Below are 15,667 nucleotides of genomic sequence, written 5' to 3'. Positions count from 1 at the left end.
CGCCCCGCTTGCGGGGAGAAGGTGGCCGGCAGGCCGGATGAGGGGGATGGCACAGCGCGCCTTTTCCCGCCCGCAGCCCGAGCGGCAAGGGCGAAGCGGTTTGAGACCCGCTCCAGTTGGCATCCACGGAAGCCTCGGGTACTGTTCGCCCGAACCACAGACGGACGCCGCGCCATGCTCGACCTCACGCCCTATCTGCCGCAGCTTCTCGTCGCCTGGACCGCCTATATCATCGCGGTCGCGTCGCCGGGGCCAGCGGTTCTCGCGATCATCGCGACATCCGTAAGCCAGGGGCGAAAGGCGGGTCTCGCGCTTGCCTTCGGCGTGCTGAGCGGCAGCTATACCTGGGCGATGCTGACAGCATCGGGCCTCTCGGCGCTTATCCGGACCTATGGACAGGCGATCATCGTCCTGAAGATCGCCGGCGCCTGCTACCTCTTCTGGCTCGCCTACAACGCCCTCAGGGCGGCGATGCGCGGCGAGTCACAGGCAGCGCTTCGCGTTCCGCTGCGGATGTCGTTGAAGAAGCTCTATCTCAAGGGGCTCGGCATCCACCTGACCAATCCCAAGGCGATCTTTGCCTGGATCATGCTGGTCTCGCTCGGCATGCCGGAAGGGGCGCCGGTCGGCGTTACCGCCGCTTTCATCGGCGGCTGCATGCTGATCGGGCTCGTGACCTTCTGCGGCTTCGCGATCGTCTTCTCGCTCTCGCCGGTCCACCGCGCCTATCTCAAATCGCGGCGCGTGATCGAGAGCCTGATGGCAGGCTTCTTCGCCTTTGCCGGCCTTAAGCTGCTAACGGCGCGGCTTTGATCGTTCGGGATTATTCGGCGGCCGCCTGGCCGCGGCCGTAGCGCTTTTCGATATAGTCAGCGACGAGAAGCTGGAATTCCTCGGCGATCTTCGGTCCGCGCAGCGTCATCGCCTTCTGGCCGTCGATGAAGACGGGTGCCGCCGGTGTCTCGCCGGTTCCCGGAAGCGAAATGCCGATATCGGCATGCTTGCTTTCGCCAGGGCCATTGACGATACAGCCCATGACGGCGACCTTCAGCGCCTCAACGCCCGGATATTTCTCGCGCCAGACTGGCATGCTTGCGCGGATATCCTCCTGGATCTTCTGGGCAAGCTCCTGGAATACCGTCGAGGTGGTGCGGCCGCATCCGGGACAGGCGGCGACCACGGGAATGAACTGGCGGAAGCCCATGACCTGCAAGAGTTCCTGAGCCACTTGTACTTCGCGGGTGCGGTCGCCGCCCGGTTCCGGGGTCAGCGAAATTCGGATCGTGTCGCCGATGCCCTGCTGCATCAGGATGCCGAGCGAGGCGGAGGAAGCGACGATGCCCTTCGTTCCCATGCCGGCTTCGGTAAGTCCGAGATGGAGCGCGTGGTCCGAACGGGCGGCGAGCATCGCATAGACGGCAATCAGGTCCTGAACACCCGAAACCTTGGCGGAAAGGATGATGCGGTTGCGCGGCAGGCCGAGCTCTTCGGCCAGCTCCGCCGAGAGCAGTGCCGACTGCACGATCGTCTCGCGCGTCACCTGCTGCGCCGTCAGCGGAAAGCCCCTTGCCTGGTTCTCGTTCATCAGCCGCGTCAGCAGCTCCTGATCGAGCGACCCCCAGTTGACGCCGATGCGCACCGGCTTGTCGTAGCGCATCGCCATCTCGATGATCTCGGCGAACTGCTTGTCTTTCTTGTCCTTGAAACCGACATTGCCCGGATTGATGCGGTATTTCGCGAGAGCCTCGGCGCAGGCCGGATGATCGGCCAAGAGCTTGTGGCCGATGTAATGGAAGTCGCCGACGAGCGGCACATCGATGCCGAGGCGCAGCAGCCGCTCGCGGATCTTCGGCACCGCCGCGGCACTTTCGTCACGATCGACCGTGATGCGCACCAGTTCGGAACCGGCCTTGTGAAGTGCTGCCACCTGCGCCACCGTCTGATCGACGTCGGCCGTATCCGTGTTCGTCATCGACTGGACGACGACCGGCGCGCCGCCGCCGACGATCACGCCGCCGACATCGACGGCGACGGAAGCGCGGCGCGGCTGTGGCTCGAAATCGAAGGCAGAAGACATGGAGGCCTCTTCTTGGGTCCGTTTGTCGCGGCGGAATGCGGAGGAGAACCGCTCCACCGCTTTCGCCTTTCAGGTGGCGAAGGAATGCTTGCTTGTCAACGGCAACATCATGCGCTGACGGCGAATTGATGGCACGGCCGCCACCTCAGCATCCGGAAAGCGCACTCGGCTTTCCGGGCATCCCGCGTGATCTAATGTCCTTTCCCGTGATCCGCATGGACGGCGTGGTGCGAGAGAAGCAGCACGACGATGAAGAGAGCCGGAACGGACATGAAGATGATCGCGAAGCCGGTATGCTCGGCCACGAAGCCGATCACCGAGGGGGCGAAGAGCATGCCGGAATAGCCCATGAACGTCGCGACCGAGAGACCGATGCCGGGCTGCAGCCCCGGCATGTTGCCGGCGGCCGAAAAGGCGATGGGCACCATGTTGGAAATGCCGATGCCGGCGATCGCGAAGCCGAGAATTGCGACCAACGCATTTGGCGCGAGGCCCGCAAGCACAATGCCGACAAGCGCCGTGACCGTGCAGATACGCAAGGTCCGCTTCGCGCCGAGCAGATCGCGGACATGGTCCCCGGCAAACCGCATCGCGGCCATCGTTGCGGAGAAGGCGGCAAAGCCGAAGCCGGAGAGTTCGACCGAGGCGCCGAGTTCGTTGCGCAAATAGAGCGCGCCCCAGTCGAGCACCGTGCCTTCCGGCACCATCGAGAACAAGGCCATGATGCCGATCAGCCAGGGCAGGGGCGTGAGCGGCAGGCGCAGCTTCTCCTTCGCCGCCGCCGGATGAGGCTGGTCGGCAAGGATCATCGGCCAGGCGATAGCCAGAACAAGAATGCTAAGGACCGTGACGACAAGCACGTGCGGCAGAATGCCGAAGCGCGCCATCAGGAAGCCGCCGATGCCGGCGCCGATCAACCCGCCGAGACTCCAATAGGCGTGGCAGGAGGACATGATCGCGCGGCGCATCGACTTTTCGACTTCGACCGCATTGGCGTTCATCGCCACATCCATGGCGCCGACGAAGCCGCCAAGCAGGAACATGCCGATCGCCGCCGTCCAGACATTCGGGGCCAGCGTCAAGAGCAGGAGCAGCGGCGACAGAATGATTGCGGTGACCTTCACCACCTTCTGCGAACCGACGCGGGCAATGAACCCGCCGGCAATCGGCATCAGCACCAGCGAGCCGATGCCGAACACCAGGATCAGAAGGCCAAGCACGCTCTCGCCAATCCCGAGCCGGTCCTTGAATTCCGGAATCTTGGGGGCCCAGCTGCCGGTGACGAAGCCGTTCATCAGGAACAGGAGCGACACGGCGAGCCGGGTTTTCGACATGTAACCTTGTCGGACGAGGCCTTGAGAGGCAGTTTGCGTGCGCTGATCCATAAGTAACCTTCCCGCAGCCGGATCCGTCCGGCTCAAATGGTGATTTCGATGAGATTGCCGTCGGGATCGCGAATCACGGCCTCATAGAAGCCGTCACCCGTCCATCGGGCTTTCGAGACGAGCATGCCCTTCCCGTCTGCTCGCTCCGCCATGTCGTCCACTGCCTCGCCGCTGCCCAGCGAAAGAGCGACATGCGCATAGCCTGCACGCTCTACCGTCGCCGCGTCATGGGGAGCAAGCCATGGCCCCTCCATCACTTCGATCGAAGGCCCGCTCCGAAGCGTCAGGAAACGAGAGCGGAAACCGGGACGGCGGCGGCTTTCATAGATTTCGCCGGCCTCGGCGCCGAAGAGTTCGGCCCAAAAGTCCGCGAGCCGGTCGATATCCGTCGTCCAGAGAGCGATATGCGCGACATTCATCGGCCCGGCCCCTTCGCCAGGACGATATCGGCTCCGCGCGCGCGGAGGGCCGTGATTTGAGCCTCGGGCGCATCGGCCTCGAGAACCAGCGTCGTCACTGCCTCGATGCCGATGACGGCGTGTGGCGCGGCGGTTCCGAGCTTGTCGCTCGTTATGGCAGCGAGGACCGATCGGCTCCTCGACGCGATGAGACGCTTGAATGCCGCGTCCTCGAAATGGAAGGCTGTCAGTCCCGCCTCCGCGTCGGCGCCGCAAGCACCGAGAATGCAAAGGTCCGGACGGAGAAGCTCGGCATCCCGTTGCGCCCGCGCGCCAACCGCCGCACCGACGGCGCGGTCGAGCGGCCCGCCGACAAGAATAAGTTCCACGCCCGGCTTCTCCATCAAGGCGGCGGCAATGAGAGGCGTATTGGTGACGATCGTCACCGAGAGATCCGGCTCGATCGCCTCGGCGATCGCCAGATTGGCCGAACCTGCATCGAGGAACACCGTCATGCGGGGCCGGATGAATCCGACCGCAGCCCGGGCAAGCGCCGCCTTTCGTTCCGGCGCGAAAGAGGCACGCTGGCGAAGCGACCCCGTCATCGGAGCGAGCGGCAAAGCTCCCCCATAGACGCGCTCGCAAAGGCCAGCCGCAGCCATCTCGCGCAGATCGCGACGGATCGTGTCTTCCGACACCCCGAACTCGCGCGCAAGATCGGCCGCAAGGACACGGCCATCTGTTTTCAGCCGTTCCTGGATCAGGCATTTTCTCTCGCGCAGCAGCAGGTCCGTCGCCATATCTCACATCGTGCATAAACGTGCATGAATCGGTTGAAACGTGAGTACCAGCCTTTCGCAGAAAATTCAATTGCCTTGGGCCGGCGGAACTTCGATTGGCCGAGCACATTTTCCGGACAGGAGTGTTTTCAGTGAGATTTCGACCGGTTCAAGGAAAAATCTTCATCGAAAGCCGGATGAATTGGTGTTTTATGCGCTCAGATGCGCCGGGTTTTATGCGAATCTCGCCACAATCCGGACGACGGGCCGGAGAACAAGAAAGATGGAAAACAAGACAATGAAACTCTTTCCGACGCTTTTCGCTGCCGCCCTTCTGCAAATAGCCGCCTTCGTGCCGGCCCATGCGCAATCGAACCTCGAGCAGATCAAGTCTGCCGGCGTTCTGAAAATCGGCACCGAGGGCACCTACGCTCCCTTCACCTATCACGATGCCAGCGGCGCGCTGGTGGGCTTTGATGTCGAGATCGGCCAGGAGGTCGCCAAGCGTCTTGGCGTCAAGGCCGAATTCCTCGAAGGCAAGTGGGATGGCCTGATCGCCGGCCTCGACGCCAACCGCTACGATGCGGTCATCAACCAGGTCGGCATCACCGAAGAGCGCAAGAAGAAATACGATTTCTCGGAACCCTATATCGCCTCCAAGGCGGTCCTCATCGTCAAAGGCGACAATGAGGAGATCAAGGACTTCGCCGATCTGAAAGGCAAGAAATCCGCGCAGTCGCTGACCAGCAACTTCGGCAAGCTCGCCGAGGCCTCCGGCGCCGAGCTCGTCGGAACAGACGGCTTCGATCAGTCGATCCAGCTCGTGCTGACAGGCCGCGCCGATGCGACCATCAACGACAGCCTGTCCTTCCTCGACTTCAAGAAACAGAAGCCGGACGCGAATGTGAAGATCGCCGCCGAGCAGGCCGACGCCGACTATTCCGGCATCATCATCCGCAAGAACGAGCCGGATCTGCTTGCGGCGATCAACAAGGCGCTTGCCGAGATCAAGACCGACGGCACCTACGACAAGATCTCGCAGAAATATTTCGGCGCCGACGTCTCGAAGTAACGTGTGGAAGGCCGCCGGATCGGCCCCTCGTCCGCCTGCCGGCACCTTCTCCCCGTAAGCGGGGCGAAGGTGTATGCCGCGTCGCCTTAGTCCCCTCTCCCCGCCTGCGGGGGAGAGGGCTAGGGTGAGGGGCAGCCCGCAGGGCCGGGAGGGGTCCGACCGGGTAGTTGCATGGAATGCGGGCTTCACACCCTTCCCCATCCTGCTTTATGAATCGTGGTCCGTTCCGACCCCGGAGCGGATCGCGCTTTTTTGAAAGGCTTTCCCTTGCCCAACTGGCTTCATTGGCTTCCCCTGATGGCGGAATCGTTGCCGACCCTGCTTTGGGCCGGGTTGATCTTCACGATCCCGCTGACCCTGCTTTCCTTCGCCCTCGGCCTGGTGTTGGGCCTCGTCACCGCGCTCGTCCGGCTCTTTGCACCAGCGCCTTTCGTCGCCGTGGCGCGGTTCTATGTCTGGGTGATCCGCGGAACGCCGCTCCTGGTCCAGCTCTTCGTCATTTTCTACGGCCTGCCGAGCATGAACATATTGCTCGATGCCTTCCCCGCTGCCCTGATCGGCTTCACGCTCAACATCGGTGCCTATACGTCCGAAATCATCCGCGCCACGATCTCCTCCGTGCCGCGCGGTCAGTGGGAAGCAGCCTATTCGATCGGCATGAGCTGGAGTCAGGTGATGCGCCGGACGATCCTGCCGCAGGCAACCCGGGTCGCAATCCCGCCCCTCTCGAACACTTTCATTTCGCTGGTGAAGGACACCTCGCTCGCCGCGGCCATTACGGTACCCGAACTCTTCCAGACGGCACAGCGCATCGTCGCGACCACCTATGAACCGCTGATCCTTTATATCGAGGCGGCGCTGATCTATCTTGCCATGAGCTCCGTATTGTCGGCCCTGCAGGTGAGGCTGGAGCGCCGCTTCGCCCGCTACGGCGGCTTCCTGGAGGCACGCGCATGATCGAACTCACCGACATCGAAAAGCGCTTCGGCACCAACCTGGTGCTCAAGGGAATCAGTGTGACGATGGCCGAAGGCACGGTAACGGCGCTCGTCGGCCCATCCGGCGGCGGCAAGAGCACGCTGCTCAGATGCGTGAACCTGCTGGAGATCCCGACACATGGCGCGATCCGGCTTGGCGACGAACGGCTGGAGTTCGCGCCTCACCGCACGGTCGGCTGGCGGGCGATCCAAAAGCTGCGCCGGCAAACCGGCATGGTCTTTCAGAATTTCCAGCTCTTTCCCCATCAGACCGCGCTCGGCAACGTGATGGAGGGTCTTGTGACTGTCCTCAAATGGCCGGCGGACCGTGCCCGGGCCCGCGCGCTCGAACTTCTGGAGAAGGTCGGCATGGCGCATAAGGCGGATGCCTGGCCGTCGACCCTTTCCGGCGGCCAGCAGCAGCGCGTGGCGATCGCGAGGGCGCTCGCTCCCTCGCCGCGTGTTCTCCTCTGTGACGAGCCGACCTCCGCGCTCGACCCGGAACTCGCCGAGGAAGTGGTGGAAGTCCTGAGCCGCTTAGCGCGCGAAGGCACGACGATGATCATGGCGACCCACGACCTCCGCCTCGCCTCACGCGTCGCCGATCACGTGATCTTCCTCGACGGCGGCGTCGTTGTGGAAAGCGGGCCGCCGCGAAAGATCTTCTCGACGCCGGAACGGGAACGCACCAAGAAGTTCATCGCCTCGCTGAGTGCACCGATGAGCTACGATATCTAAGCGATCGGTCGGACGAGCCGAGTTGTCACGACGCTGCGAATAGGCGGCGAGCACTTCTCTCTCCGCTAAAGCCCGAGGATGACGGCGGAGAAGAGACCGGCCTAGCTACTATCTCTGGTCTGCCACAGCTTCAATTCCCAAAATACGGCCGGAACGCTCCGGCCGCCTTGGAGACAAGTGCCTGGTGCCTTCAAGCACCAAACACGATCAACAAATCCTTGGCGTCGATCTGATCGCCGGCGCGCACCAACACCTCGGCGATCACGCCGTCCTTTTCGGCATGCAGCGCCGTCTCCATCTTCATCGCCTCGATCGAGAGCAGCACGTCTCCGGCCTTGACCGGTTGGCCGGCGTGAACCGCGACGGTGGAGACCACGCCCGGCATCGGCGCGCCGAGATGGGCGGCGTTGCCGGCCTCGGCCTTGCGCCGGATGGCGCTCGAGGCGCCGCGGTTGCGGTCCGGCACCTTGATCGAACGCGGCTGGCCGTTCATTTCGAAGAACATCTTGACCATGCCCTTCTCGTCGATCTCGCTCTGCGCCTGGTTCAGGATGACGAGCGTCTTGCCCTTCTCGATGTCGGCGAAGAGTTCCTCGCCCGGTGCCATGCCGTAGAAATAGGCGGGCGTCGGCAGCACGCTGACCGGTCCATAGGTCTCGGCAGCCATTGCGTAATCGGTGAAGACCTTCGGGTACATGAGATAGGAGGCGAACTCGAAGTCTGTGAGTTCGCGGCCGAGCTTCTCTTCGATGTCCTTACGCTCCTGATCGAGATCGGCGTCCGCAAGCAACGAGCCGGGGCGGGTGGTATAGGGCTTGTCGCCCTTCAGCGCCTTTTTCTGCAGCGCCTCCGGCCAGCCACCCGGCGGCTGGCCGAGATCGCCCTTCAGCATCGAGACGACCGATTCCGGGAAGGCAATGTCCTTTGCCGGGTTTTCGACGTCCGCCACCGTCAGGTCCTGGGAGACCATCATCAGCGCCATGTCGCCGACCACCTTGGACGACGGCGTCACCTTGACGATGTCGCCGAACATCTGGTTCGCGTCTGCATAGGCCTGCGCGACCTCGTGCCAGCGGGTTTCGAGCCCGAGCGAACGGGCCTGCTCCTTGAGGTTGGTGAACTGTCCACCCGGCATTTCGTGCAGATAGACTTCCGAGGCCGGCCCCTTGAGGTCGCTTTCGAAGGCCGCGTATTGGTGGCGCACCGCCTCCCAGTAGAAGGAGATGCGGCGGATCCATTCCGGATCGAGGCCGGGATCGCGGTCCGAGCCGGAAAGCGCCTCGACGATCGAGCCGAGGCAGGGCTGCGACGTGTTGCCGGAGAGCGCATCCATCGCCGCATCGACGATGTCGACGCCGGATTCGACGGCGGCAAGCACGGTCGCCGCAGCAATACCCGAAGTGTCATGCGTGTGGAAATGGATCGGCAGGTCGGTTGCCTCGCTCAGCGCCTTGAACAGCACGCGCGCCGCCGCCGGCTTCAGAAGGCCCGCCATGTCCTTGACGGCGATGATGTGAGCGCCGGCTTTCTGAAGTTCCGCCGCCAAGGCGGTATAGTATTTCAGGTCGTATTTCGGCCGGGCGGACTTGAGAATATCGCCGGTATAGCAGATCGCCGCCTCGCAGATCCTGTTCTCTTCGGCGACCGCGTCCATCGATACGCGCATGTTCTCCACCCAGTTCAGGCAATCGAAGACGCGGAAGACGTCGATGCCGCCCTTTGCCGCCTGGCGGACGAAGTATTTGACGACGTTGTCGGGATAGTTCTTGTAGCCGACGCCGTTGGCGCCGCGCAGAAGCATCTGGAGAAGCAGGTTCGGCGCGCCCTCGCGCACCATTGCCAGCCGCTCCCACGGGTCTTCCGTCAGGAAGCGCATCGACACGTCGAAGGTCGCGCCACCCCAGCATTCGAGCGAAAACAAATTCGGCAGCGCCCGCGCGTAGGTGCCGGCGATGCGCGCAATGTCATAGGTGCGCATGCGCGTCGCAAGCAGCGACTGATGGCCGTCGCGCATCGTCGTGTCGGTGATCAGCGCCTGAGGCTGCGCCTTGACCCATTCGGCGAACTTCGTCGGTCCAAGCGCGTCGAGACGCTGTTTGGTCCCGGGCTGCACCTCGCCGCCGATGAACGGCACCACGGGCGCGGCAATGTCGTCGGACGGCCGCGGCCGGCCCTTGGCTTCCGGATGGCCGTTGACGGTGACGTCGGCGAGATAGGTGAGCAACTTGGTGGCGCGGTCCTGGCGCTTGACCTGCTGGAACAGTTCCGGCGTCGTGTCGATGAAGCGTGTCGTGTAGCTGTTGTCCTGGAATTTCGGATGGCTGATGATCGCTTCCAGGAAGGTGAGGTTGGTCGCGACACCGCGGATGCGGAATTCTCTCAACGCGCGGATCATCCGCTTGATCGCCTCATCCGGGTTCGGCGCCCAGGCCGTCACCTTTTCCAAGAGCGGATCGTAGTAGCGGGTGATCACAGCGCCGGAATAGGCCGTGCCGCCGTCGAGACGGATGCCAAAGCCGGTGGCGCCGCGATAGGCGGTGATACGACCGTAGTCGGGAATAAAGTTCTGCTCGGGATCTTCGGTCGTGATGCGGCACTGCAGCGCATGGCCGTTCAGCCGGATATTTTCCTGCGAAGGGACGCCTGATTCCGGCATGCCGATGGCATGGCCGTCGAGGATGTGAATCTGCGCCTTGACGATGTCGATGCCGGTGACGACTTCGGTCACCGTGTGCTCGACCTGGATGCGCGGATTGACTTCGATGAAGTAGAACTTGCCGGTGTCGGCATCCATCAGGTACTCGACGGTGCCGGCGCCGACATAGTTTGTCGCCTCGGCGATCCGCCTTGAGTAGGCGGCAAGCTCCTCGCGCTGCGCGGCATTGAGGTAAGGCGCGGGTGCGCGCTCGACGACCTTCTGGTTGCGCCGCTGGATCGAACAATCGCGCTCGAAGAGATGCACGACATTGCCATGGGTGTCGCCAAGGATCTGGCTTTCGACATGGCGGGCGCGCTCGACCAGCTTCTCCAGATAGACCTCGTCCTTGCCGAAAGCGGCCTTTGCCTCGCGCTTCGCCTCGGTCACTTCGCGGATCAGGTCCTTGGGGTCGCGGATCGCCCGCATGCCGCGGCCGCCCCCGCCCCAGGAGGCCTTCAGCATCACCGGATAGCCGATCTCCTCAGCGAGTTTCGCGATCTCCGTCGGGTCATCCGGCAGCGGATCCGTCGCCGGCACGACCGGCACGCCGATCGAGATCGCCAGATTGCGCGCGGCCACCTTGTTGCCGAGCTGGCGCATCGTCTCCGGCTTCGGGCCGATGAAGGTGATGCCGTTCGCCGCGCAGGCTTCGGCGAATTCCGGGCTTTCGGAAAGCAGGCCGTAGCCCGGATGAATGGCGTCGGCGCCCGACAGCTTGGCGACGCGGATCACCTCGTCGATCGACAGATAGCTCTCGATCGGGCCGAGATCGCGGGCAAGATGCGGCCCGCGTCCGACCTGATAACTCTCGTCCGCCTTGAAGCGGTGCAGTGCCAGTTTGTCCTCCTCAGCCCATATCGCGACCGTTTTCAAACCCAGTTCGTTGGCCGCGCGGAACACACGGATGGCAATTTCGGAACGGTTGGCGACAAGGATCTTAGAGATAGGCAAGTCGGACTCCTCAAGACTTGAAAACGCGGGAATGCTGCACCCGCGAAATGAAGTTTTAGCGAGTCAATGAATGAAGTGCAATTTCAGATGCGACACTACAGCGCCGCGCATCCAATCGGACGCGCAGAGGACGCTGCAGCACCTTTGAAGTGTTATTTAAGGCAACAAGCGGTAGCGGGATGAGGAAAGGTGTGAGCGGCTTTGGCTCTGACATTGGACGATCACACGGACGGATTTGACCTCAGGAAATGAGGCCAAGACGGAAGGCGATGGCGACGACGTGATGGCGATTCTTCGCTTTCAGCTTCTCCTGGATGCCGTTCATGTACCAGTCGACGGTGTGGCTCGAAATGTCTAGGACCTTGCCGATGTCGTTCGACGTCATGCCGTCGGCGAGGTAGTTCAGCGCCTCCATTTCGCGCCGCGTCATCTGCACTTCGACACGCGAGACGAGCTCGGCCATGATCTCCGGATCGGTGAGCTCCAGCAGCTTCCAGAAGAGCCTCTTCGCGATCGCGTCGAAGAGACTGAGTTCGACGGGGCTGAGATCGACCACGCGCCCGCCGACGGTGAGATTGCCCATCAGCCCGCGCCGGCCGTGCACCGGGAAGATATAGCCGTCGAAAAGCCCGTGATTGCGCGCCTCGACCATCATGCTTTCCATGCGCTTGCGGTGCGGGTCCGAGCGGAAGGCCGCGAGTGTGTCGCGCCAGCGGAAACCGCGTTGCGCATGGCCGAGATAGCGGATCGTCGGATCTATGACGACATACTTCTTGCGGATGTAGATTTGCGGCCACCCGTCCGGCCAGCGGCCAGCAAGCAGCAGCCTCAGCGGGTTCTCGTTGGGCTTCGGTTGGCGCACGACACCGTAGAAGTCGAAACCGCAGCGATCGAGCAGTCGTTCGAACTCGGGCAGGATCTCCTCGCGCGTCTTCATCTCTTCCAAGAGCGCCAGAAACTGTACGAGCAACGTGATATTCATAGAACACCTTCAGGTCGGGAATGCACGGGCGCAGCGCTTGAGAAGCCTCCATGAACGCGCCGTTCAGAAGCCATTCATGTTGCAACCGCGATAATTCTTCTTATCACGCCCGGTCTTGCACGAAACCTGCAAAATATCGGAGTGGAGGCACAAGATAGCGGACTATGGATTATCCCGCCAATCCTCCCTTGGCACCGGATGCTCCCAGAGCCCGCAAGGTTCAGCCTCCACCTTTTCCGCAGGAATGTCGCAAGGCCGCCCAGCGGGGCCTTGAGGCCCGGCACGGTGGCGAAAGTCTGCCACCCGGGCCGCCAAGGGGCACAAATGCACTCGCCGCATCGAACGTTGCTGCGGCGCAACATCCGATGCCCAGAAGGGGTGAGACAGTGTCTTTGTTCCAGGTGTATGCAAGAGCCCTCCAGTATCTTGCCGTTCACAAATTCCGCGTCGGGGCGATCGTCATCGCCAACGTCGTGCTCGCCATCATCACGATTGCCGAACCGATCCTCTTTGGCCGCATCATCGATGCGATTTCCTCCAAGGGGGAAGTCACGCCGATGCTGCTCATGTGGGCGGGGTTCGGTGTCTTCAACACGGTGGCCTTTGTCCTCGTCGCCCGTGAGGCCGACCGCCTCGCACACGGACGCCGCGCAACGCTCCTGACCGAAGCGTTCGGGCGAATCGTGTCCATGCCGCTATCCTGGCACAGCCAGCGCGGCACATCCAACGCGCTGCACACGCTGCTGCGCGCCTGCGAAACTCTCTTCGGCCTTTGGCTCGAATTCATGCGGCAGCACCTGGCGACGGCCGTGGCCCTCGTCCTGCTCGTGCCGACCGCCTTCGTAATGGACATGCGCCTTTCGATCGTTCTCGTCATCCTCGGCGCGGCCTATGTATTGATCAGCAAGGCCGTGATGACCCGTACGAAGGAAGGTCAGGCTTCGGTCGAGAACCACTATCATACGGTTTTCTCCCACGTCTCCGACGCGATCAGCAACGTTTCGGTCGTTCATAGCTACAACCGCATCGAAGCGGAAACGCGCGAGTTGAAGAAATTCACCGAGCGGCTGATCTCGGCGCAGTTTCCCGTGCTCGACTGGTGGGCGCTGGCAAGCGCGCTGAACCGCATCGCTTCGACCATCTCGATGATGGCGATCCTCATCATCGGCACGGTGCTGGTGCAGCGCGGCGAGCTCGGCGTCGGCGAGGTCGTTGCCTTTATCGGCTTCGCCAACCTGCTCATCGGTCGCCTCGACCAGATGAAAGCCTTCGTCACGCAGATCTTCGAGGCACGCGCCAAGCTTGAAGACTTCTTCCAGCTCGAGGACTCGGTGCGCGAACGCGAAGAGCCGGCCGGGGCGCAGGAACTGACCGGCGTCGTCGGCGAGGTGGAATTCCGCGACGTGTCCTTCGACTTCGCCAACACGAACCAGGGCGTGCGCAACGTCTCGTTCAAGGCGAAGGCCGGCCAGACGGTCGCCATCGTCGGCCCGACCGGCGCCGGCAAGACGACGCTCGTCAATCTCCTGCAGCGGGTCCACGATCCGAAGCACGGCCAGATCCTGATCGACGGCGTCGATATCTCTACCGTCACCCGCAAGTCGCTGCGCCGGTCGATCGCCACCGTCTTCCAGGATGCCGGTCTTATGAACCGCTCGATCGGCGACAACATCCGCCTTGGCCGTGACGACGCCTCGCTCGAAGAGATCATGGCCGCCGCGGAAGCCGCAGCCGCAAGCGACTTCATCGAAAGCCGCATGAACGGCTACGACACCGTCGTCGGCGAACGCGGAAACCGCCTGTCGGGTGGCGAGCGCCAGCGTGTCGCCATCGCCCGCGCCATCCTCAAGAACTCGCCGATCCTGGTGCTCGATGAGGCGACGAGCGCGCTCGACGTCGAGACCGAAGCCCGCGTCAAGGATGCGATCGATGCACTGCGCAAGGACCGCACCACCTTCATCATCGCCCACCGCCTTTCGACGGTGCGCGAGGCCGACCTGGTGATCTTCATGGATCATGGCCGGGTCGTCGAGATGGGCGGCTTCAACGAGCTCAGCCACAGCAACGGGCGCTTCGCTGCCCTGCTGCGGGCAAGCGGTATCCTGACCGACGAGGATGTTCGCAAGAGCCATACGGCGGCGTGAGTTCGCCACAGCGTCCTGCAATCGAGAAACGCCCCGGAGCGCCTGCTCCGGGGCGTTTGTTATTTCATCGGGCTACAGCGCCGCTCGTCAGCAGCATCTCCAAGCCGCTGGGACCCCCTCTGCCCGGCAGGACAGAGGGGAGTATCAACCCTCGATTTCCGCCGTTGCAAGCCGGTCGGCTCTACTCAACAGGGGCCACGGCGTTCCAGAACTCTCTCATGCGGCCCTGAGCGGTTTCGCGACCGCCACCTCTTTCAGCCATTCGAGGTAATAGGCGTAGACGAAGTGCAGACCGATGCCGGCGATGACGAAGAGCGAGCCGATGATCGGGTTCCTGCCGGTCACGAAGAGTAGCACTTGGCCGGCCATCGCAAGGATCGTCCCGAAGATGAAAACCGCGAGCGAGTGGCGCCCGATCATCACCAGCGGATGATTGCGCTGAAGCCTGGTCAACCGACTGACGAGCGGGGTGATGGCGAGGAGATAGGCGAGCGCCAGCACGTGCAGAAGCCGCGTCAGCGACAGGAACGTCTTGTCGAAGCCGGTGAGCACCGCCGGCAGCCCGAAGGAGAAGTCGATGTTCCACCAGGAAAACACGACCCAGAAGCCGGAGACAAGCAGATAGGCGGCGGAAACCCCGATGAGCCACCGGTTTCGCGGCAGGCTGCCGCCGGCGCGCACGTGGCTCATGCAAAGAATGCCGATGACGAAAAGGAACTGCCAGGACCAGGGATTGAGGAACCAGTAGCCCTCGTCCAGGAAGTTGGACGGCACCAGCTTGAACCAACCGGCGGCGAGCCACAGCACGGCCGACAGGGCAAGGAGGAGCCATCGCCCCACCGCGTTCAGCCACAGGATACCGGGCAGCATCAGGAACAGCGCCGCATAGAGCGACAGGATGTTGTTGTAGCCGAGCTGGTGGCCGAGCAGCACCATTGCGACGATGCCTTGCTCGGCCTGCTCGACGATGGGCCGGATGTTGATCTCGCCGATCAGGTCCTGGCGGCCGAAATAGAGCGCGCCGCCCGCGAAGATCGCCAGCGTGACGACGCTCGTCATGATATGCGCGACATAGAGCGTCAGCGCGCGCCGCCATATCTTCAAAGTCAGGGCGAGCCTTGCGCCCACGACGAATTTTCCGCTATAGGCCGCGCCGACCGCCAAGCCGGAAATCAGCACGAAGGCCTCGGCTGAATCGGAAAAGCCGATGTTCTTGTGTGTCAGATATTCGAGATATTGGCCCGGGACGTGGTTGATGAAGATCGTCAACAGGCAGAGAGCGCGAAAGACGTCGAGGCGCGTATCGCGTTCCGGGATAACCGGCACAGGACGAGGAACGCTGATCTTGTGTTGATTGGAGCCCGGATCGTTGTGATCCGAGCCGGCAACCTTGATCGCGTCCTTGCCGAATGTCGTTTGCAGCATGCGGTCTGGTATCCGGGTTTGGCGCCCCGCCCCACCCCTGT

Annotated in this window: 12 protein-coding genes; 5 read left to right on the top strand and 7 right to left on the bottom strand. The window is 62.8% G+C overall.

Annotated elements, in window-relative coordinates; translation table 11 throughout:
• Positions 1-174: 174 nt before the first annotated feature.
• Positions 175-813 (top strand): LysE family translocator, encoded by a 639-nt coding sequence (locus ILFOPFJJ_RS00710; RefSeq protein ID WP_173508677.1) that lies wholly within the window; start codon positions 175-177, stop codon positions 811-813.
• 10 nt (positions 814-823) lie between these two features.
• Here the strand turns inward: ILFOPFJJ_RS00710 and ispG are convergent, their stop codons facing one another.
• The 4 genes from ispG to ILFOPFJJ_RS00690 all read right to left on the bottom strand — a co-directional run bounded on the left by ispG (position 824) and on the right by ILFOPFJJ_RS00690 (position 4,660).
• Positions 824-2,077, bottom strand: a complete 1,254-nt coding sequence (gene ispG / locus ILFOPFJJ_RS00705; protein WP_173508676.1) for a flavodoxin-dependent (E)-4-hydroxy-3-methylbut-2-enyl-diphosphate synthase — start codon at positions 2,075-2,077, stop codon at positions 824-826.
• Positions 2,078-2,268: 191 nt separating this feature from the next.
• Positions 2,269-3,462 (bottom strand): MFS transporter, encoded by a 1,194-nt coding sequence (locus ILFOPFJJ_RS00700; RefSeq protein ID WP_173508675.1) that lies wholly within the window; start codon positions 3,460-3,462, stop codon positions 2,269-2,271.
• Between the two features lie 32 nt (positions 3,463-3,494).
• Positions 3,495-3,881 (bottom strand): VOC family protein, encoded by a 387-nt coding sequence (locus ILFOPFJJ_RS00695; protein WP_173508674.1) that lies wholly within the window; start codon positions 3,879-3,881, stop codon positions 3,495-3,497.
• Entirely contained in the window at positions 3,878-4,660 is a 783-nt protein-coding gene (locus ILFOPFJJ_RS00690) for a DeoR/GlpR family DNA-binding transcription regulator (protein ID WP_173508673.1), read from the bottom strand. The genes ILFOPFJJ_RS00695 and ILFOPFJJ_RS00690 overlap by 4 nt, the downstream gene beginning before the upstream one ends.
• 277 nt (positions 4,661-4,937) lie before the next feature.
• On the opposite strand from ILFOPFJJ_RS00690, the gene ILFOPFJJ_RS00685 reads away from it, so the two are divergent.
• The 3 genes from ILFOPFJJ_RS00685 (at position 4,938) to ILFOPFJJ_RS00675 (ending at position 7,426) form a co-directional block, all read left to right on the top strand.
• The gene (locus ILFOPFJJ_RS00685; RefSeq protein ID WP_173510111.1) at positions 4,938-5,711 is read left to right on the top strand and encodes an amino acid ABC transporter substrate-binding protein; all 774 of its coding nucleotides are present in this window, start codon (positions 4,938-4,940) and stop codon (positions 5,709-5,711) included.
• A gap of 297 nt (positions 5,712-6,008) precedes the next feature.
• A complete protein-coding gene (locus tag ILFOPFJJ_RS00680) occupies positions 6,009-6,668 on the top strand; it encodes an amino acid ABC transporter permease (RefSeq protein WP_173508672.1) in 660 nt (219 codons plus the stop codon).
• Positions 6,665-7,426 carry an amino acid ABC transporter ATP-binding protein gene (locus ILFOPFJJ_RS00675; protein WP_173508671.1) on the top strand — a complete coding sequence of 254 codons (762 nt, stop codon included), beginning with the start codon at positions 6,665-6,667 and terminating at the stop codon, positions 7,424-7,426. The genes ILFOPFJJ_RS00680 and ILFOPFJJ_RS00675 overlap by 4 nt, the downstream gene beginning before the upstream one ends.
• 190 nt (positions 7,427-7,616) lie before the next feature.
• Here the strand turns inward: ILFOPFJJ_RS00675 and pyc are convergent, their stop codons facing one another.
• Together pyc and ILFOPFJJ_RS00665 are read right to left on the bottom strand one after the other, a co-directional pair.
• A complete protein-coding gene (pyc, locus tag ILFOPFJJ_RS00670; protein WP_173508670.1) occupies positions 7,617-11,075 on the bottom strand; it encodes a pyruvate carboxylase in 3,459 nt (1,152 codons plus the stop codon).
• Between the two features lie 241 nt (positions 11,076-11,316).
• Positions 11,317-12,057 carry a helix-turn-helix transcriptional regulator gene (locus ILFOPFJJ_RS00665; protein ID WP_136505318.1) on the bottom strand — a complete coding sequence of 247 codons (741 nt, stop codon included), beginning with the start codon at positions 12,055-12,057 and terminating at the stop codon, positions 11,317-11,319.
• Between the two features lie 386 nt (positions 12,058-12,443).
• Here ILFOPFJJ_RS00665 and ILFOPFJJ_RS00660 point away from each other — a divergent pair, with 386 nt between their 5' ends.
• Positions 12,444-14,201: a glucan ABC transporter ATP-binding protein/ permease gene (locus tag ILFOPFJJ_RS00660; protein WP_173508669.1), complete on the top strand. Its 1,758-nt coding sequence runs from the start codon at positions 12,444-12,446 to the stop codon at positions 14,199-14,201.
• A 216-nt stretch (positions 14,202-14,417) separates the two neighbouring features.
• On the opposite strand, the gene ILFOPFJJ_RS00655 is transcribed toward ILFOPFJJ_RS00660, so the two are convergent.
• A complete protein-coding gene (locus ILFOPFJJ_RS00655; RefSeq protein WP_173508668.1) occupies positions 14,418-15,626 on the bottom strand; it encodes an OpgC family protein in 1,209 nt (402 codons plus the stop codon).
• Between the last annotated feature and the right edge of the window lie 41 nt (positions 15,627-15,667).

Origin of the sequence: Sinorhizobium psoraleae, assembly GCF_013283645.1 — a bacterium.
Lineage (GTDB): Bacteria > Pseudomonadota > Alphaproteobacteria > Rhizobiales > Rhizobiaceae > Sinorhizobium > Sinorhizobium psoraleae.
The sequence above is the reverse complement of the archived record's forward strand: the minus strand, read 5'-3'. Positions and strand labels throughout refer to the sequence as shown.